Below are 18,337 nucleotides of genomic sequence, written 5' to 3'. Positions count from 1 at the left end.
TGTTGATAAAATCAGGTCCTGGCACGTCACTACCACGTTCATATAAACTCGCTCAAACCGCCGACACTCTCTAAGATGACTGTCGGCGCGATAGAAGAGGCCTCAATGCCTTCTCTCGTCGCATCCCCCGACAGTGTGCAGATGGAATCACAGCCAAGCCGCTCAGCCAGTGCTATCTCTGTCTGAAGCCTATCACCGACGATAGCGATATCGTCGCTCGTGTACCCTTTCTCCTGAATAATATGTGTCAGCATCTCCTCATTCGGTTTCCCAAATATCCGGTCCGGGTTCTGGTCAGTAGCCGTTTCGAACAACGCAGCCATCGACCCGCAGTCAGGTATGTTCCCCGCAGACGTGGGACAGACCTCGTCCTGATGTGCGACGAGGAACTCTGCCCCGTTCTGTATCATTAGAGCCGCTTTCCTTATCTTCTCGTATGTCAGTTCTTTATCGAACCCGACGACCACGTGTGACGGGGAATCAGACACCGGGTTTATGGCTTCAGACTCGATAGCATCCCGCATCGCTTCCGTCCCCACGACGTACGTCTCGGTCGCATCGGCGTTTTTGAGGTAGTTGATAACCCCGTCAGTCGATAGAATGATGTCGTCCGGGTTGGCCTCAATACCCATCGATTCGAGTTTCGCTGCGTACTGGTCCTTCCATCCCGACGAATTATTCGAAATATAGTATAATTCGACTCCAGAACTTTTCAAGGATTTGACTACTTCCATAGCCCCGTCTACCGGGCTATCGCCTAAGTAAAGCGTGCCGTCCAAATCGAAGAAAACTGCCTCTTTGTCACCTAACTTCACGTCGGGGGCGAAGGTTCGGTCCGCGTAGAGAAGATCGGAACGGTCGTCTATCTCGACCCAGTTTTTTTCCCCTATAGAATACGGTCGAACTGATAGGTTACTGTCGCCAAGCAAGTCATCTATCACTTTCTCAGTCCACCCCGAGTAAGAGCTCTCGTTTTTGGAATTTTGTTCGATTTCTTGGAAGAGTCGCTTCGAGAACGCGGCGTTGAAATAGTAGAGATCTATCGATGAGGCGAACGCGTCACCCTCTTCGATATTCTTCGATATCCGATCCACTCTGTCGTCCTCGACGGCGATTTTCATAGACTCCTGCGAGTAATTTGCGGGGTCACAGGCAATATAACTTGCCTCGTTACTCTCTGAAACCATCCCGTCCGGAATCGACCTATCGAAGACGACGTCCCCGTTACTCAGTAAGAACTCCTCGCCACGGAGTTCACTTTCGGTGATATATAAGGAGTACATATTCTCGGTGTTCGCGTAGATATCGTTTTTTATTGTCTCGATCGTCACCCCGTCAAGGTCTTTCTCTACTCGCTTGCATACCGAACGGACATCTCCAGACATATAGCCAGTGACAACGTAGACTTCGTCGATACCGGCGTCACCGTACGCACGTAGTTGGTGTTCGAGAATTGACGCCCCGTTGACTTCGATTGCAGGTTTGGGCTTTTCGAGTGTTATAGGCCGTAGCCGGCTGCCAACTCCCGCTGCTAGTATAACAGCTTTCATTATACTTCTCACTATTGCTGGGTCCATATAATCTTGGCTTTATGAAGTAACGCATCATCTCCCGATTACGTCAGGATTTTCAATCGAATCCGGTACTGCATCTTTGCAGTCGCCTCACTTCGAATACCGATTTCATACAACCGGCTGCTGTGTCTCTCCGAGGCCCGTACGTTTCGCTGTACGAGCTATACCACCGGACCAGTCTACCGTAGCTTATGCGGCTTGTAGGCGCCGCCTCCGATGTTCCCGATAACGCTCGATATGTGACAGTTCTGCCGGAAGTTGTCCGACATATGGACGATAACGTCGAACGAGTAATCCTCGATTACGTGTTGGTACTCTTGGCGACAGGCGTATTTTAACTCCCGAGTGACGTTCGATAGCCGCGGCGTTTCGGCCGTCCTGAATTCGGGGTCTGGTATGTTCAACGTCAGCACGATTATCTCCGTCCCGTGCTTTCGCAACTCGTGTATCTTGTTGTCTATTCGCCACTCGTCAGTCCTACTATCGACACCGTATAAATCTTTGACAAACTCCGAAAACCCGCGCTCGATGTCGTACGACTCCCTGTCGAGTATCTCCGTGACATCTCCAATGTCGTTCATTATGTCGTCGGCGTGTGGTTGGATAGCAGGCCAGAGAATGGCGTAGAACGCCGTTCCTGTTTCTTCGAGGAGTTGTTCCCGGCGGGCGTCGACGGCCGCCACCGCGTCGCTGCCGAACTGCTCGACGACCCAGTCCGTTGACCGAACCGGTGGATTCGGCTCGTTACGTACCGACATCTCTATCGTGTTCTTGTAGCCGGTTTCGCGGACAGGCGGTGTTTGAACGATGTGTCGCGCTAACTGATCTACACCGTCGAGGACTTTGCCATCAGCCGAAACTACGACGCCGGTATCCTGTGACCCCCAAGAATCGGAACGCATACTCTCGAACCGACTGTCTCCCTCCATCGCGAGTATCGAACATATGAGATCTTCGCACTCGAAGGTGCCGCAGGCGTTAAATTGGTCGGTAAGCAGGTCGGGAACGGGATAGTGCGACTCGACTGTAAAGTCCGCGGTCCAGAGTTGTCTGTGCTGGTTCAATTGCTGCCATAGCAATCTGACGGGGTTCGAGTACGTCGCTGGCATGCGCGAAAGTACGTACCCTGTCGTCTCTTTCGACGTCGTCAGTATCCCTTCCTCTCGCAACGTAGTGAGTCCGGTGTCGATTAGCGCCGAGAGCGGCGTCGAGCGCTGTGTGTTATCCCACGGAGGCGTAATCGTTACAAGATCCCAGTTCCAGTCTTCACCCTGGAGATAGCCGGATTCTTTTATCAGCTCTACGTCGTCTAGATCTTTTCCACGACGCCTATCCCATTTTCTAGCCAACAAAATCTCCAAGCGCAGTATCTTGTACCCGTTCGACGTGAGGTGATTGCTATCGTCGTGAATCAGATCGTCGTCGGAGTGACCGATAACGTCCAACCGGTTCGGACGAGATAGTTCGATCGCGTCGGAGAAGAGAATTTGGCCGTCACTCTCGACCGTAGCCCCGTCCCATTCGTCCGCCAACTCACGAAGCGACTCCCTTGCTCGCTCCGTGGCCACGAAGTCGATATCCTTGTTCTTTCGAATGTTGTGGTACGCGAGGGTAGTACTACCGATGAGGCAAATATCGCTCTTCTCGACCCCTGCCTCACGAATGACCGTTTCGAGGTCCGTGATGTGGTCGATGTTGTGGATACTCTTCCGTTTGCTAGCAGGATTCTTAGATATGATATTTTCCAATGGCATGATACTATTCCTCTGTGTACATCGGTCTACGGAGATAATTCATGTGTACGTCGATTGGTCACAGGACATACGCGCATGTCACTCGGATACGACTGTGAGACGTTCACGATATCGTACCTAGGCTAATTAACCGGCCTACAAAGATGTATCTATTTCTGGCTGGCCGGTCATCGCACCAAGCTGTCGATACGGCCGTCCGGTACCGCTGGATAGCGAGTTCTCGGTCGGGCCGCGGGGTCAATCGTTTCGCTGCCAGGCGCTGTGCAGTATCTCGGCTAGTTCTGCGGCCCTATCGGCCGTCCAGAAGTTCAGCTTGTCCACCCGGTTTCGGGCGTTCCGTCCCATCTAGATCCGTTCGTTCCTGTTCGTAATCAACCGGCAGAGATACGACTCCCAGTCTACCTCAGTCGTGGCGTGAAATCCGGATGTGCCGTCCCCGATGATGTCCCCGAGGTAACTGACGGAGGTGACGAGGACGGGGAGTTCCAGTGCATCGCCAAGACGACTGAAGTAACCCCCTTTGTCACGCGTCCACCCGTCGTCAAAAAGCGGTCGAATCGCGATATCAGTATTCGAAATGTACCCAAACTCACGGGCGAGATGCCATGTCTTGTAGGACACGTCGCCACGGTCGACGAGAGGTGAATGTTCGTGTTCTTCGGCGGTGATAACGTCGAGAGAAACCTACGGAAAGGCGTCCAAGACGGCTGTGATGGGGTCGCTGAACTGCTGTAGATAGTAGAGATTCTGTGGGTTCCCGATCCAACTTCTCGTGACATTCGAGTCATCGGCATGGCCCGCGTTCCAGTACGGTTCGTATTGCTCTGTTGATTCGATGGAAAAGCTGCTACGCCATGAGAGCGTGAATTAAGACATGGGGCGCAAGAGACCGACATCTATTCCGTGCCTAAGAGCACGTCCTGTTGACTGGTCCGTGTGCGAAAGAAGCCGAGTCATGGGCGTTACAGCCCGGATGCCTCGGGGCGCGGCATCCGGGAAAGCCCGAATAGGTGAATCTCTGCTTCACGCACTGACGTCCCGGGAGAACAGACTATGTACCTCGGAATTGATGTCCACAAACGGTACGCACAGGTGGCAGTAATGGTCGAAGCTGGTGAGATTACTGAAGAGGTTCGCGTCGATAGTGATCAGCGCAACTTTTGGATGTATTCACTCAGGTGGTTAGTGATCCAAGAGGTCGCAAAGCTCAGCCTCTGGGTGAGTGTTGTGAAAATCTGATCAAGGAGTGACCGATACTCATCTTCGTCTTCGACAACGAGTGGAGAAGACTCCCATCTAAGGCTTTTCCAAACTGATTCGATCGGATTGAGGTCTGGTGAGCCGACAGGTAAGAATACGAGATCAATCCCACGCTTATGAGCACGTCTCCGCGTGTACGCGCAGACGTGCGATGAGAAATTATCCAACACGACCAGAATCCGATTGCCGGGATTCTGGTCGCGAATCCGATCAAGACAGTCACAAATCTGTTCCTTTGTCTGATCAAGGGGAAAACTGAGCACACTATTGCCAGTGAGTGCGTAGAACCCGGCCGCTGGTGTCTCGATTTTCACCAGCGGCCGGGTGATTGTCGGCTCGCTCACCGTGTAGAGTCGTTGTGAGTTATCCCATGGTTGCGGGTGTGAGATATCAAAAAACCCCACGACAGTCCCTCCATCAGTCCGAACGTCTTCATCAACAGTCCACTCTTGTTCACCGTCGTCTTCAGAACGCTTGTTGTGTGGATCAGCAGAATCACCCTCGTCGAACGCGTCGGCAACGCGTTCGTCGAGGATTTCCTCTGCGTTCTCGGGTCGATCAGGCCTCTTTGTCCGTGGTACAGCGTGGGAAACACCAAGTTTGTCGAGTACTCGCGGGAGATGATTCGGATGATATTCGACATCAAATTCTTGCTTGAGAAGATGGTGAATCTCCGGTTTTGTCCAAGGCTCACCCTCTTCAAGAAGGTCCAGGAAGCGTTGTTGTTCGGTTTCGTCGAGTTTCGGGGGCTGAATAGTGGCTAGTGGAAGTTATGAAGGTGGAATATGATGTATGAGTATGTCTGGAGATCGCCGCAAAGAGATCGTTCGTCACCTCAGTGAGGACGATCTCGATCGACTCCTCACAGAGTCTACGGATGAGAAACTCACTGAGCGGCTGATCTTCATTAAGCGGCTGTACAAGGGGGCGACCCTGGAGGACGCTGCCGACGATAGTGGCTAGTGGAAGTTATGAAGGTGGAATATGATGTATGAGTATGTCTGGAGATCGCCGCAAAGAGATCGTTCGTCACCTCAGTGAGGACGATCTCGATCGACTCCTCACAGAGTCTACGGATGAGAAACTCACTGAGCGGCTGATCTTCATTAAGCGGCTGTACAAGGGGGCGACCCTGGAGGACGCTGCCGACGACGTCGGCAGGTCCTCCGCAACAGGAACACGCTGGGCTCGTCGGTGGAACAAGGGTGGTCTCGGACTTTTGATGCCGAACTTCGGGGGCGGCAGGCCCCCGAAGCTCGGCCCAGCCCAACGAGAACGCCTCCTGGACCTGCTCCGTGAGGGCCAACCCTGGAAGAAACAGGAGATACAGCACCTCATCAACGAGGAGTTCGACGTTGAATTTCACCCAGCCCACCTCACTACATTCCTCGAAAAGCTCGGCCTCTCCTACGCAATTCCACGGACTAAGCGTCCATCACGGCCAGAGAATGCCGAAGAGATCCTCGACGAACGCGTCAGCGACGTGTTCGACGAGGGGTCTGATGAGCCCCACAACAAACGCGATGGAGACGACGAGGAAGGCTGGGTCGTTGACGAAGAGATCCGTACGGACGGTGGAACTGTACTTGGATTCCTCGACACATCGCATCCGCAACCGTGGGACAACTCACAGCGACTCTACACCGTCGACGACCCTCACATCACCCGACCGCTGGTGAAGTTAGACGAACCAGCGGTCGGGTTCTATGCACTCTCTGGTGAGAGTGTACTTCAGTTTCCAACCACTCAGGAGAAAGAGCGAATTTGCGAGTGTCTCGAGGGGATCCGCGAGCAGAATCCGCTGGCTCGGATTCTGCTCGTTTTGGATAACTTCTCTTCACACGTGTGCGAGTATACACGCAAGCGAGCCCATCAACTCGGGATTGACCTCGTGTTTCTCCCCGTTGGCTCACCGGATCTCAACCCAATCGAGCAGGTCTGGAAGAGTCTGAAATGGGAAGCGTCACCGTTGATTGTGGAGAACGCGGCAGAATACCGCGCTCTCCTCACCGAACTCTTTGAGAAGCTCACAGCTCAGCTGAGTTTCGCGGCCTCTTGGATCGACAATCATCTCGGCAGTTATCTTCAAAAGTTACGCTAGGTACTACCGCCCCCGAAGTTCGGAGTGAGCAGGCCAATCCCTCCCTTATTCCACCGGGTAACCCAGCGACTGCCAGTTGATTGAGACATCCCGACATCGTCAGCGGCTCCCTCAATCGTCGCGCCTTTGTAGAGCCGCTTGATGAACGTCAGTCGCTTGCTGATCTTTGCGTCGTCTGTCTCTTTTTGCAAGCGATCAAGATCGTCCTCACTGAGGTGACGGACGATCTCTCTTTCTCTCCCGACATTACTTCGATAACACTGAGTCTACCCAAAGCTCCTGCGAATCACTATTCGCCGTGCGAGCGCGTTCCTGGTTCCGTGAGTTCCGAGAAATCGCTCTGATGTGTGTCGTATACAACACCAAGCGTGCCGTGAAACAGTGAAATCTACTACAGTATGGCGATTCAACACAGCCCATAGAGATGACTTCACATGTGTGCAAATTCTCCGCTAAATGTGGGACGATATTTAACATCCGAACGCGAATGCTGGCTTTTTTTGTCGCCCGAGACTACAAATAGCGTTCACCAAATTCACTGTGCACTGGTTGTAATAATGAATCCCCGTCCGGACCGTTGAACGCCCACTGGTACCAGCACAGGATGATGTAGCATCCATCAGCAGTCGTGTTCTCGATACCAAAATTTCTTATATACATAGATTCCCAGTTAGAGTATCGTCGTAATGCGCAAGTGGAAGAGCAGCGATCAGACCGATACATCTCCCAAGCTATACATCCAGCATATATGTCGATAAATGTAGAAAAGAACGCGCTGAATTTCGGCTCTGTCTTGGGTATCTGCTGTGTCGTTCTGATATACTGGTTTAGCTTTCCGTTGTTCGTCGCTATCACTGCGACTGTCCTCTCTCTGCTCGTTTCTATCTGGGTGTATGACGATATTTTCTCCCCGATGTCACTGTTAGGCATCTCGTGGTTTGGTGCGCTAGCGGTGTACGAACTCCATCTGATGGCCCCCTCGATACAACCGGACCTTACATTACAGACGTACTACATAATATACGCAAGCGCGCTTTTGTTCTTCGTCGGCTGTTACTTCGCCAACAGAGTAACTGGTGTCGTTCGCCGAGCTAGTTCGATCCGAGTCCCGTGGAGTGAAGAACGCACGATAGTTGTCCTCGGAGTCTACATGGCTATTGGGGGGGTCGTTTTTGCCTACATGTTTCAAAACGTCGGTGGCATAAACGCTTTTCTCCGGGACTCGAACAGCTACAGACACAATCTGTTCGTACCCGTCATATATAATCTGTTCCTCTATCCGGTGACTGCTGTCGGTATCATCTCGTTTGTCCTCTTTTTGGACAAACCACGGCGGCTGTATCTATTGCTAACGGTACTTAGCTTCGTGTTCCTCTCACTTCGGTTGGCTAGAATGGCTCCACTATTCTTCCTCCTCATCTTAGTCGTCTGCTACAGTCAGATGAAGAGAATTCGGCTGTCACAGGCGGTGGCGTTCGGCGGATTCACAGTACTGATATTCTCAATTATTGGCTCGATTCGGAGCGGATTTGGAGTTGGGAGTGCATTGCTCGAAGCAAATAACATTCGAGTCCCGTTTGATAACTCATTGTTGGCTACGCTGTATGTTTACATCGCGCCGGGGTTTAGAAATATACAGATTATCACGAACAGGGTGTCTGATTTCACGTACGGTACTCAGCTTTCATATGGGCTGTACAGTTTCTTTCCGCCTATGAAATCGCTACTGGGGGAGCAGCGGGGATTCGAGCAGGAGTTCTACGGCTCTTTTGGTGTATTCCCGACGTACATAACTGATTTTTATCTCGATTTTGGTATAATGGGTATTCTTGTCGGTTGCTTGACCCTTGGGTTCATCTCCACATATATCTATAATAGGCTGCGACAGAGCGGCGAAATCGGTTACCTATTCGTGTACGCTGCCATCGGTGCATCGCTGTTGTTATCCTTCGTCAGTAATCGATTTAGTCACCCGTCGTTCTGGCGGATACTATTTATAGTTTTGTTTACACATTATATAATACTCAACGAAGAGTCCGATTTCCGTGTAGTATAGCCAACTGTCGGTGCTCTACTATCCCGTCTACCGGTGACATCCCTATAGAAGACAGTTGTACCGCGGATTATATAACCGACCGGCGATACTGTTCCGGTAGATATGTGTGGTATGGCTGGTGTCTTCAGAAATATCGAGATAAGAACTATCAATAGGGTGGTGAATTGTTTCAGATATCGTGGCCTCGATAGTGATAGCTACCACGTCGATTCGGGGTATAATCTAGCAATGGGGATGCGGCGACTATTACTAATCCATTAATATGAAAAATATAATATATTTATGAATGTACTATTTGCTGTTCCTGGAACTAGAGAATCAGCAAGTACCCGGTTGCGTGTCCTAAATATGATTCCCCATCTAGAAGAGAGTGGCATCCGCTGTGATGTTGTATCCCTTGAAGGTACTAGACAAATTGGTTTCAGGTCTAATCGGCTCAAAAAAGCATATTTTGCATTAGATCTACTCGGTAGAGCACCCCGCTACGATGTTGTGTTTATACACAGGCTTCCGCTGCCGCGTTTGTACGTAACACTTCTGGAGAAGTTGAGTAAAAGAATAGTGTATGATTTTGATGACGCAATATACACTGGCCCAGTATGGGAGTCTATTTCACTGAAACGTAAAGAAGATTTTAATAATTTAATCCGAACAGCGTCCACAGTCATAGCTGGGAGTCCCGAGCTTCAAACATATGCCGGTAATTACTCGGATGAGGTGTACTGTCTTCCAACTCCACTACCAAAACAGAAATATGATCATTACTGGAATGGAAAAGAGGCTAATGGCGAACCACCGAGGATCGGATGGATTGGAAACCCACAGAATCTCCGGTATCTCGCAACGATAACTGGCCCTCTGGAGGTGGTGCTGAATCAGTATGACGATGCGACATTAGACATTATTACAGCGGGTGAAAAACCGGTCACCCCGCTTGTAGATCGAAACGACGTAACATACCGAGAGTGGAGCCTAGACTCGGAGCTTGATTACCTATCAAAAATAAATATTGGGGTTCGACCCCTCTCTGACACTGAATGGGCGAATTCGAAGGGAGGATTTACATCGGTCGTACAAATGATGGCACTGGGGATTCCGGTCGTAGTAACACCTGTCTCATACTTGAAAAACATCGTCCGTCATGGGGAGTCTGGGTTCCACGCGAGCACTGAGGAGGAATGGATCAAATACCTCAAAGAGTTGATTGAAAACCCGAAACGTAGGGGTACATTCGGGAATCGTGGTCGAGAGTTGGTGACGGAAGATGAATTTTGGACTGAAGAGAGTGTTGAACTGTTACGAGAGGTCCTTGAGTCAGACTGAGTGAATATATATCCGTTAAGAGGGATAATAAGCAAATTGCAACCAGTGTGGTGTAATCAATAGCGCATATCTCATGGTCAGGCTGTCGAATGATTTGTATATCGTTGTGAGCGCTGATAGATTGTCCCAATCCGAGCCGAGCGTGTCACAGATCTCGGCCGTATGCTTCAGTCAATTCGGCGCTTCACAGTAGCTGTGGACGTCTTTGAGCTGAAAACAGTGAAGAACGACATGCGTCAAGGGTATAACCACCCGGTAGCGGGCTCGTCCGCGAGGTTCCCAACTTAGTTAGATGCCGACACTACTCAATGAGGTCGAAAACATTGATGTCTATGGAGTCAAAAAACAGGTTCTCTGGTCTTCATCAATCTAACCCGCGGTGTCAGACGATTAGATTGTAATCCAACACAGCATATTAGACGCAGATTCAAAATCCGTGTTGTATAGTCGAATATCAGTGGATGTCGACATTTTTCCATGATGCACTTCTCGGAATAACTATTGTATCGCGAATTATATAGCCGGCCAACGATACTGTATCAATATCTATGTGTGGTATTGCTGGTCTCTACGGAGACATAGAAGCGGGAACTATTGATAGGATGGTTGACTGTCTCACGCATCGCGGTCCTGATGACGACGGCTACCACGTCGACGGGAAGCACGGCATAGCGATGGGAATGCGACGGTTATCAATCATCGACTTGTCGAACGGGGCACAGCCGGTGTACAACGAGGACGGGACAGTTGTCGCGGTGTTCAACGGGGAAATATACAACTACCAGTCGTTGCGTGAGACACTAGAAGCATCCGGACACAGGTTCACTTCTGACAGCGACACCGAGGTACTCGTCCATCTCTGGGAGGAGTACGGCGAGGAGCTACCAATCTATTTAAACGGAATGTTTGCGTTTGCGATTTGGGACGAGCAGCAGGAGTGCCTCTTTCTCGCCCGTGACCGTCTCGGTATCAAACCGCTCTTCGTGACGACGAATCAGGACAGTTTCGCGTGGGCGAGCGAACTGCAACCACTCCTCCGCGCAGGGGTAGAACCAACGGTCAATCAGAGTGCGCTGTCGGATTACTTCAATTTGGGGTTCTCACCGTGGCCGAAGACGCTGATCTCGGGGATTGAGAAACTGCCACCAGCAAACTCTCTCCTCTTATCCGACGGCAGTCGTGTACAGCGTCAGTACTGGTCACCGCCCGCGACCACTGTTACTCGGACAGGCGCTTCCCGGACGGTGCGGTCACTGCTCGAGAAATCCGTCGAACAGAGACTACAGGCTGATGTCCCAGTAGGCGCGTTTCTGTCGGGCGGTCTCGACTCCTCGGCCATCGTCGGACTGATGACGGAACATAAGGACGACGTTCGGACGTTTTCTGTCGGCTTCAAACAAGCAGAATACGACGAGAGCGCCGAAGCAAGGTACGTTTCGGACTATTTTGGAACGGACCATACCGAGTTAACGGTAGACATGTCCGCTGTAGATATCCTTCCACGCATAATCTCGGCTTACAGTGAACCGCTGGCAGACCCCGCTATCCTCCCGACGCTGTTGCTCTCCAAGCGAGCACGTGAGGACGTGAAAGTCGTGTTGAGCGGCGAAGGAGCCGACGAGCTGTTCGGTGGGTCACCGTACCACGAGATGGTCGAACGACACCGGCGTATCTCCGCGAAACTACCCGAGAGCCTCTTTACGGCTCTCAAGCCAGTCGCCACGCACTCACCAATCAAACCGCGCCACTTCCGATACCTATCATCGCTCGGAAGCGATGAAAAGCTTATCGCGGAGGTGGCAGGGAATTTTTCGCGGCCACCGGACGAGTATCTTGCTACGGAGGGGCAGGGTAACCTTCCTGATCTGATACAGCGCTCGCTTGAATCAGCCGAGTCGGAGTATCTCCACCGACAACTAACGTTCGACTTATCCTATCTCCTCCCTAGCAAACTACTGCACAAGGTCGACTTCGCTACCATGCAGGCTTCGCTCGAAGCACGCACCCCATTCCTCGACCACGAACTAGTTGAGTACGTCCATCAGGTGCCGACTGACCAGCGATTTGACGGGACGTACAAACCGCTGCTTCGGAACGCAGTGAGCGACCTATTGCCCGAGCGAACCCTACAGCGCACGAGTCAGGGGTTCAATCTCCCTATTCACCACTGGTTCAGAGCAGAATACGAGGGACTCACGCGCTGGCTCACTCCAGATATGCTACGACAGACACCACACGTCGATGCTACTGCAGTCCGGTCTATTTACACTGACCACTGCGACAACAATCGTGACCGTGGCCTCGCACTCTGGAAAATCGTCAACTACGTCGGCTGGTACGATCTTGTCGTTCGGCCGCACAAACGGGACCAAGCCAGAACTGTCTCCTGACCGGTTCGCAGTAATTCAAATAGGAGCTAGCAACTGTGAACGCCTAACGCAAATACCCGAGTTCCCGGAGTCGTGCTTCCGCAGCACTGTCGAGCGTATTCGCGACTGTCTTCGCTTTCGGGAGGTCGTGGATGGTCTCCAGCGTTGACTGACACTGATTTGACGTAACACCTGGTGTTCCATAGCGTCGGGCCCCAGCAAGGTGGAACGGAACCACCTTTTTGAGGTGACGGCGCATGTATTCGCGTTTCGCGCTTTTCAGCAACTTCCCGCACATGATGGCGAAACGGTTCAGCCGTCCGGTGCGGGAATATACATACCCTCCATCAGTATCCCAGACGGATTCGTACACTGACTCGCCGGAAATCAGGGGTGCTCCGGCGACGTAGCCCTTTCGATAAAAGCATGCACCGTGGTCAGCAAGGCGCTCACTGGTGAGGTCTATACCAGGTAATTCGGGCACAGCGTCGCCTATCAGGGCGGCAATCGTCGGGAAGAGATCCACATGACGAAGCAGTCCCGCGGTGACGCGGCGGGACTCGAACGAGGGATGGATGAACACCGTTGGGACGTAGGCGAGCTTTGGATGTATCGGCGCATTGTGACCGAGACAACCGCCTTCACCCAGCAGTTCGCCATGGTCGCTGGTGTAGATGATCAGTGTGTCATCGAGTAGTCCACGCCGTTCTAGCTCGGCTATCCGTGACTCGAAATACTGACGGTCGCGCTCAACGCCGACTCGATATTCGTCGCAGTAAGTCGACGTCGGCGCTGCCTGCCGCTCCCGATAGTACTCCCAACCATTGCCAGGGAACGACCCGTACGGTGCGTGCCCACCGGGGCCTCGTTCAACGAAGACGAACGGCGGTTCGATGTCAGCTATCAAGTCAGGATCGGACTCCGTGGTCGCCAGCGTCTCGTCAAGGATACTCTCACTGTCGGGATTCTCGTTGAATGCTTCGTTGATTGTGTTTGCGAATGCCGAGTGCACGCCTGGAAGTGAAAACAGCGACAGGACATCGGCGTGGATGCTATCACCGAACTGCCTAACCCCGTGTTGGGGCGGATGCAGCCCGGTCACGATAGAGGAGAAACTCGTCGGGGTGTGGATACTCGCGGCGACCGTTTTATACGTCTGTCCTCGGTCGGCGATCGATTCCGGGAGCGAATCCCACCGGACCGCATCACCGATGTAGAGAAAGACGTTAGAGATATTCTGCTCTGTGAGCCCGTCCATAAGTGCGGATATCACTAATGTGGGATAACGTCTACGACTTACCACCCCCGCCGAGACGGTCACTCCAACAGTGGCAGGTTGAAATCCGCTCAATACATTGGCAGCTAGCTCGTAACTTGTTTCTATGCCAGTATCAATGCACAAGTATACGGTCAGCCACAGATGACACGAGTACTCTTACTGAAACTCAACGGCTGGCGACAGACCTTCGACGAGCGGGTCGAAGCGATCGCCGCGAACACCGACGGGGTGGTACTTGTCCGACCGAGACCACCCCAGCAATCTGGGGGGCTCAGTACTCTCGACAACGTACGGACATACGATATCTGGCCTACACGGGGGCGGTTCGTCAGACCGAACTGGCTCAAGCCACTCGTCTTCCCGGTCCACGTCCTCGGGGCGATTCTCCTGATGTTCGTGTTGTACCTCCGCGGTGAGCTACCGCCGGTCGTCCACGCGCTCGATTACGCGCTCGGTGGGATGGCGGGGGCGGTAGTTTCTCGCGTATGTGGAGTCTCCCTCGTAGTAAGCGTTCGGGGGCTCAAGGACTCGAAGTTCGAGCGATCGGACAAACTGACCGCCCGGGTCAGCCACCGAATTCTCCAATCGATGACAGAGTTTGTCTTCTCGAGTGCTGACCATATCGTCACGAAGTCTGCATATCAGGTATCGTTCGTTGAGAACACCTGTGACGTGGACGCGACGTTCACCACGGTCCCAACGGGCGTTGACTTCGAACTGTTCGATCCTGGGGTCGTTCGCCCGTCGTTTCCGGACGAGGTCGGACAGCAACTGGACGAGAGCGACGACATCGTGCTCTATCTCTCGACCCTGATTCCGAAGAAAGGGCCAGACCAAGTACTTCGATTGCTCGAAGCGGCCGCCAAGGAACTCCCCGATGATGTCACGTTCGTGTTTATCGGTGAGTTTCGTGACGACGCCTTTGAGGAAACGTTCAAAGGGCTCGGTGAAGCTGTCAGCGACCGAGTCGTAATCCATTCGGAAGCAGTTCCGTTCGAATCAGTCCCCGGTGTGCTCGCGCAAGCGGACGCGACCGTTCTCCTCTCTGAGTCGAAGACTGAGGGGGTTCCTCGGATACTGCAAGAGTCGTGTGCGATGGGGACACCGATAATAGCCGCAGATGTCGCCGGTATCGCGGACGCGTTTCGCGACCTCCCGGGGTGTTATCTTGTCGACCGAGAAGACGCGATGGCGTTCGGTGACGCAGTCACGCGGGCGACGAGCAATCCACCGGCGATGCCGAGAGAGGTCTTTGCCGAGCGGTTTGATATGTACGGCAACTACGCCAAGTATACCACTATCTACGACGAACTCAGCATCTCACGCGATCGATGAATGGAACGCGTCATTTGTAACCAAGCGCTTCGAGACGGCGCTGAATGTCGCCGTCAACGTCGACTTCCTCGCGCTTGCTATCGGCATCACCGTGGGTCGCGATTCGGCGCTCGCTGTGTTCGACCAGCGGTTCCGCAAGGTCGGGGCTGCTGTCCGGTGCGACCGTTACCTCGTTCGTCTGGATATCACGTTCGAGCGCCAGCGCGTTGGTCCCGTCCTGGATTCGGAAGCGACGGAGGTTGCCCTTGTTATCATCTTCATCACCCCGCACCTGCGAAAAGACGTGTCGGTTGCGGTAGGACTCCGGATCCTGCGCGATTTTTTCGAGGGAGTCGCCGGGAAGCGTTGAGTCCGGTTTTCCGAGTACCGACAAAATGGTCGGCACGATGTCGAGCGTGCTCGTCGGAACCGAGACCCGCGCCGGCTGCTCGTCCAACCCGAGTACGATGAGTGGCACGCGAAGCAGTTCGTCGTCCAGTGTCCTCGGGTGAGCGTAGTATCCATTCTCAGCGAAGCCGTCGCCGTGGTCGCCGGTGATGATGACTACGGAATCGTCCAGCAGGTCCCGCTGCGCGAGCGAATCGAGAAATGCCGCGAGCATCTCATCGGTGTATCGAATCTCACCGTCGTAGAAGTCGGAGAGGATACGGTGTTCCTCGTCGGTGATGGACTTCGGGTCCGAAACGGACCGCTTGTAGAGTTGGTGGAGGTCACGGTCCTCGACGCTTTCCCCGTGGAATCGACGTTGATGTTCGGCCGGCGGCTGGTACGGGCCGTGGACGTCCATGTAGTGGTTCCAGCAGAAGAACGGCCCGTCGTCCACAGAGTCTATCCACGCCAGCGACCGCTCGTTTATCGCTTCGGCACTCGCGTAGTGCTTGTTCCTGATGATATCGAGCAGTCGTTGGAAGAGCGCGAGGAACTTGTGATGGCTCAGATAGAGATCGTCGTCGAACTCGTCGAACCCGGCTCCGTAGCCGTACGCCCGTGAGACGTACGGGTTTGAGTGGAAAGCGCCGGTCGCGTATCCTTTTTCGGTAAGCCGCTCAGCGATAGAAGACGTATCAAGACGGTAGTTCGTGTTTATCGCTTCGTCGGGATAACGCCCGGTCAGTATCGATGGGACCGCCTCGGCGGTGTGCGAACTCGCGCTGAATGCGGTGTCGAACCAAAGACCGTCTTCCAGCAACGCGTCTAGTTCCGGTGACGTGTCCCGGTCGTAGCCGTGGCCCGACAGGTGGTCCGCTCTGAGGGCGTCGATAGTAAGGAGAACGATATTCGGCAGCTCTACAGCCATGTCTGAACACAAACAGTAGCTCCATATATACTGTACGGTTGACTCAGACGCGTGCTGGACGGCTGCAACCGTTGCCTCACCCGGTAAGGAACACCGCATATGTTATAAGTATCGACTAGCGAGTACTCAGTACATGTGCGGTATCGTCGGCGCAATTAATACAGATATTACGGCCGGAGTCGAGCGTTGCCTATCACACCGCGGTCCAGACTCGCAGGACCACTACACGACGACGGTCGACGGTGCCGATATCTACCTCGGTAACACCAGACTAAGTATCATCGGACTCGGTGAACAGGGCCGACAGCCGATGCACGACGACAAGGTGAGCATCACTTTCAACGGCGAGGTGTATAATTATCGTGAGCTACGCGAACGACTGCAGTCGGCCGGCTACGCGTTCGACACCACCACTGACACGGAGGTGTTGCTGAAGGGATACAGGGAGTGGGGGCTGGACTCGCTCTTACAACGTCTCCATGGAATGTTCGGGTTCGCGTTGCTTGACGAGAACACGGGGTCACTGTACGTCTGTCGTGACCAACTCGGAGTCAAACCGCTGTACTTTGTCGACGACGGGGAGCGGTTCATCTTTGCCTCTGAAATCAAGGCAATCCTCTCCGGGACGGATGTCGACGCCGTCATCCGCCGCGACAGGGTCGGGGAGTACCTTGCCAATCACTGGGTGTACGAACCGGATACGCTGTTCGAGGATATCTATAAACTGCCGGCCGGTACGTACGTGAGTATCGACTGTTCCCAAGGTAGTACAGAGCACCATCGGTACTGGGACCCTATCTCGGACACGAAACCGCCGACTGCGTCGCGGGACGACCTCTCAACGTTGTTGGAGACGACTATCGACGAACAAATGCGTAGCGATGTCTCCGTCGGAATGTACCTGAGCGGGGGAATCGACTCGTCGCTCATCGCTCACTACGCGACCGACATTGACCCGGATTTAACTGCGTTACATCTCCGTGATGACGAACGGAACGAGGGTGCGGAGTACCGGAACCTCCAGCGACTCGACGACTCGTACCCGTTCGACTTACACAGTTTCACGCCAGACCAGTCGATGGTCGACCTCTACAAGGAGATGATATACTATCTGGACGAGCCCATCGCCGACCCCGCCATCATCCCGGCATACCTACTCGCACGCGAGGCCAGTGACAGGGATATCCGCGTGATGCTCTCGGGCATGGGTGGTGACGAGATATTCGCCGGCTATCGCCGGATGAAGGTGATCCGGTGGCAGCGGTACCTTCGCTGGCTCTGGCCGGGTGCGAGCGCGGCAGCGACCCTCTACCCGGACCGGGACAGCGACATCCGTAGGAACCTCGGACGGACGGCGCGGTACCTTCGCTCTCCGACACCGGACAACTATCACAGCCTCTCGTACTACTTCAGCCGCGAAGAAATCGGGGCCCTACTCGATCGCCCTGACTGGCACGAGGACTACGCGGACCGAATCGACGAGTTGCTTGGCGACCGGAATTTCGACTCGCGGGCCGAACAGCTTCAGTTTCTCGACCTCCGGGGCTTTCTGGCCAGCCACAACTTCATGTACGCCGACAAGGCGAGCATGGTGGCCGGGGTCGAGGTCCGTGTTCCCCTCGCCTCACATCACATCGCAGCAGAGTACTTCCGACAACCGCTGGCCGAAAAGATGGCAGACGGCTTGAAAACGCCGCTACGTGAGGTCGCGCGTGGTCTCTTTGACGACGAGTTCGTCGAGTACAAGAAAGAAGGGTTTGGATTCCCCATTGAAAAGATACTCGACACCGAGGAGATGCGTGACGAACTGTCCGAACTCGTCAACGACGACCGTATGCAGCGGTTGTTCAACACCGACTACGTCGAGAAGATCATCGATGACCACTACCGCGAGGCGGCACAGAACGCGATGAAAATATGGAACGTGTACACACTCTGGCTCTGGCTGATGGAGTTCGACGTGACCGTCCCGGAATCCTCGTGAACACA

At 53.5% G+C, this 18,337-nt stretch carries 12 protein-coding genes and 4 pseudogenes; 9 read left to right on the top strand and 7 right to left on the bottom strand.

The window, feature by feature from the left end:
* Window positions 1–38: 38 nt before the first annotated feature.
* From Har1129_RS09130 to Har1129_RS09120, 3 genes are all read right to left on the bottom strand, one after another.
* Window positions 39–1,577, bottom strand: a complete 1,539-nt coding sequence (locus tag Har1129_RS09130; protein ID WP_225307791.1) for an HAD-IIA family hydrolase — start codon at window positions 1,575–1,577, stop codon at window positions 39–41.
* Between the two features lie 176 nt (window positions 1,578–1,753).
* Window positions 1,754–3,328, bottom strand: a complete 1,575-nt coding sequence (locus Har1129_RS09125; protein WP_151100371.1) for a hypothetical protein — start codon at window positions 3,326–3,328, stop codon at window positions 1,754–1,756.
* 345 nt (window positions 3,329–3,673) lie between these two features.
* Window positions 3,674–3,949 carry a hypothetical protein gene (locus tag Har1129_RS09120; RefSeq protein ID WP_151100370.1) on the bottom strand — a complete coding sequence of 92 codons (276 nt, stop codon included), beginning with the start codon at window positions 3,947–3,949 and terminating at the stop codon, window positions 3,674–3,676.
* Window positions 3,950–4,381: 432 nt separating this feature from the next.
* On the opposite strand from Har1129_RS09120, the gene Har1129_RS09115 reads away from it, so the two are divergent.
* On the top strand, window positions 4,382–4,567 hold the full coding sequence (locus Har1129_RS09115) for a hypothetical protein (RefSeq protein WP_151100369.1): 186 nt from the start codon (window positions 4,382–4,384) through the stop codon (window positions 4,565–4,567).
* On the opposite strand, the pseudogene Har1129_RS09110 reads toward Har1129_RS09115, so the two are convergent.
* Window positions 4,477–5,340, bottom strand: a pseudogene (locus Har1129_RS09110) (IS630 family transposase); the annotation flags it as partial. The gene Har1129_RS09115 and the pseudogene Har1129_RS09110 sit on opposite strands and share 91 nt — an antisense overlap.
* A gap of 46 nt (window positions 5,341–5,386) precedes the next feature.
* On the opposite strand from Har1129_RS09110, the pseudogene Har1129_RS09105 reads away from it, so the two are divergent.
* Both Har1129_RS09105 and Har1129_RS09100 read left to right on the top strand, forming a co-directional pair.
* Window positions 5,387–5,530 (top strand): annotated as a pseudogene (locus tag Har1129_RS09105) (IS630 family transposase); the annotation flags it as partial.
* A 55-nt stretch (window positions 5,531–5,585) separates the two neighbouring features.
* Window positions 5,586–6,689 carry an IS630 family transposase gene (locus Har1129_RS09100; protein WP_151100351.1) on the top strand — a complete coding sequence of 368 codons (1,104 nt, stop codon included), beginning with the start codon at window positions 5,586–5,588 and terminating at the stop codon, window positions 6,687–6,689.
* A gap of 5 nt (window positions 6,690–6,694) precedes the next feature.
* Here the strand turns inward: Har1129_RS09100 and Har1129_RS09095 are convergent.
* Window positions 6,695–6,916, bottom strand: a pseudogene (locus Har1129_RS09095) (transposase); the annotation flags it as partial.
* Window positions 6,917–6,981: 65 nt separating this feature from the next.
* On the opposite strand from Har1129_RS09095, the pseudogene Har1129_RS09090 reads away from it, so the two are divergent.
* The 4 genes and pseudogenes from Har1129_RS09090 to asnB (Har1129_RS09075) form a co-directional block, all read left to right on the top strand.
* Window positions 6,982–7,074 (top strand): annotated as a pseudogene (locus Har1129_RS09090) (IS5/IS1182 family transposase); the annotation flags it as partial.
* A gap of 309 nt (window positions 7,075–7,383) precedes the next feature.
* A complete protein-coding gene (locus Har1129_RS09085) occupies window positions 7,384–8,745 on the top strand; it encodes an O-antigen polymerase (protein ID WP_151100368.1) in 1,362 nt (453 codons plus the stop codon).
* A gap of 348 nt (window positions 8,746–9,093) precedes the next feature.
* Window positions 9,094–10,068 carry a glycosyltransferase gene (locus Har1129_RS09080; RefSeq protein WP_191906113.1) on the top strand — a complete coding sequence of 325 codons (975 nt, stop codon included), beginning with the start codon at window positions 9,094–9,096 and terminating at the stop codon, window positions 10,066–10,068.
* Window positions 10,069–10,616: 548 nt separating this feature from the next.
* Window positions 10,617–12,458, top strand: coding sequence for an asparagine synthase (glutamine-hydrolyzing) (gene asnB / locus Har1129_RS09075; RefSeq protein WP_151100366.1), 1,842 nt, complete (start codon window positions 10,617–10,619; stop codon window positions 12,456–12,458).
* A 43-nt stretch (window positions 12,459–12,501) separates the two neighbouring features.
* Here the strand turns inward: asnB (Har1129_RS09075) and Har1129_RS09070 are convergent, their stop codons facing one another.
* Complete coding sequence (locus tag Har1129_RS09070) at window positions 12,502–13,695, bottom strand: sulfatase-like hydrolase/transferase (RefSeq protein WP_151100365.1); 1,194 nt, start codon at window positions 13,693–13,695, stop codon at window positions 12,502–12,504.
* A gap of 162 nt (window positions 13,696–13,857) precedes the next feature.
* Here Har1129_RS09070 and Har1129_RS09065 point away from each other — a divergent pair, with 162 nt between their 5' ends.
* Window positions 13,858–15,051: a glycosyltransferase family 4 protein gene (locus Har1129_RS09065; RefSeq protein WP_151100364.1), complete on the top strand. Its 1,194-nt coding sequence runs from the start codon at window positions 13,858–13,860 to the stop codon at window positions 15,049–15,051.
* A 10-nt stretch (window positions 15,052–15,061) separates the two neighbouring features.
* Here Har1129_RS09065 and Har1129_RS09060 read toward each other — a convergent pair whose 3' ends face one another.
* On the bottom strand, window positions 15,062–16,348 hold the full coding sequence (locus Har1129_RS09060) for a sulfatase (RefSeq protein WP_151100363.1): 1,287 nt from the start codon (window positions 16,346–16,348) through the stop codon (window positions 15,062–15,064).
* Window positions 16,349–16,481: 133 nt separating this feature from the next.
* Here Har1129_RS09060 and asnB (Har1129_RS09055) point away from each other — a divergent pair, with 133 nt between their 5' ends.
* Complete coding sequence (asnB, locus tag Har1129_RS09055; protein ID WP_151100362.1) at window positions 16,482–18,332, top strand: asparagine synthase (glutamine-hydrolyzing); 1,851 nt, start codon at window positions 16,482–16,484, stop codon at window positions 18,330–18,332.
* The last annotated feature ends 5 nt before the right edge of the window (window positions 18,333–18,337 follow it).

This window comes from Haloarcula sp. CBA1129 (assembly GCF_008729015.1).
In the GTDB taxonomy this organism is placed as follows: Archaea; Halobacteriota; Halobacteria; order Halobacteriales; family Haloarculaceae; genus Haloarcula.
This window is presented reverse-complemented; position numbering and strand designations above follow the sequence as displayed.

Bases quoted from the DNA above. Each gene is read 5' to 3' on its own strand.
- Har1129_RS09065 (WP_151100364.1), top strand. From the start codon at position 13,858: ATGACACGAGTACTCTTACTGAAACTCAACGGCTGGCGACAGACCTTC.
- Har1129_RS09070 (WP_151100365.1), bottom strand. From the start codon at position 13,695: ATGGACGGGCTCACAGAGCAGAATATCTCTAACGTCTTTCTCTACATC.
- Har1129_RS09130 (WP_225307791.1), bottom strand. From the start codon at position 1,577: ATGGACCCAGCAATAGTGAGAAGTATAATGAAAGCTGTTATACTAGCA.
- Har1129_RS09100 (WP_151100351.1), top strand. From the start codon at position 5,586: ATGTCTGGAGATCGCCGCAAAGAGATCGTTCGTCACCTCAGTGAGGAC.
- asnB (WP_151100366.1), top strand. From the start codon at position 10,617: ATGTGTGGTATTGCTGGTCTCTACGGAGACATAGAAGCGGGAACTATT.
- asnB (WP_151100362.1), top strand. From the start codon at position 16,482: ATGTGCGGTATCGTCGGCGCAATTAATACAGATATTACGGCCGGAGTC.
- Har1129_RS09115 (WP_151100369.1), top strand. From the start codon at position 4,382: ATGTACCTCGGAATTGATGTCCACAAACGGTACGCACAGGTGGCAGTA.
- Har1129_RS09125 (WP_151100371.1), bottom strand. From the start codon at position 3,328: ATGCCATTGGAAAATATCATATCTAAGAATCCTGCTAGCAAACGGAAG.
- Har1129_RS09060 (WP_151100363.1), bottom strand. From the start codon at position 16,348: ATGGCTGTAGAGCTGCCGAATATCGTTCTCCTTACTATCGACGCCCTC.
- Har1129_RS09080 (WP_191906113.1), top strand. From the start codon at position 9,094: ATGATTCCCCATCTAGAAGAGAGTGGCATCCGCTGTGATGTTGTATCC.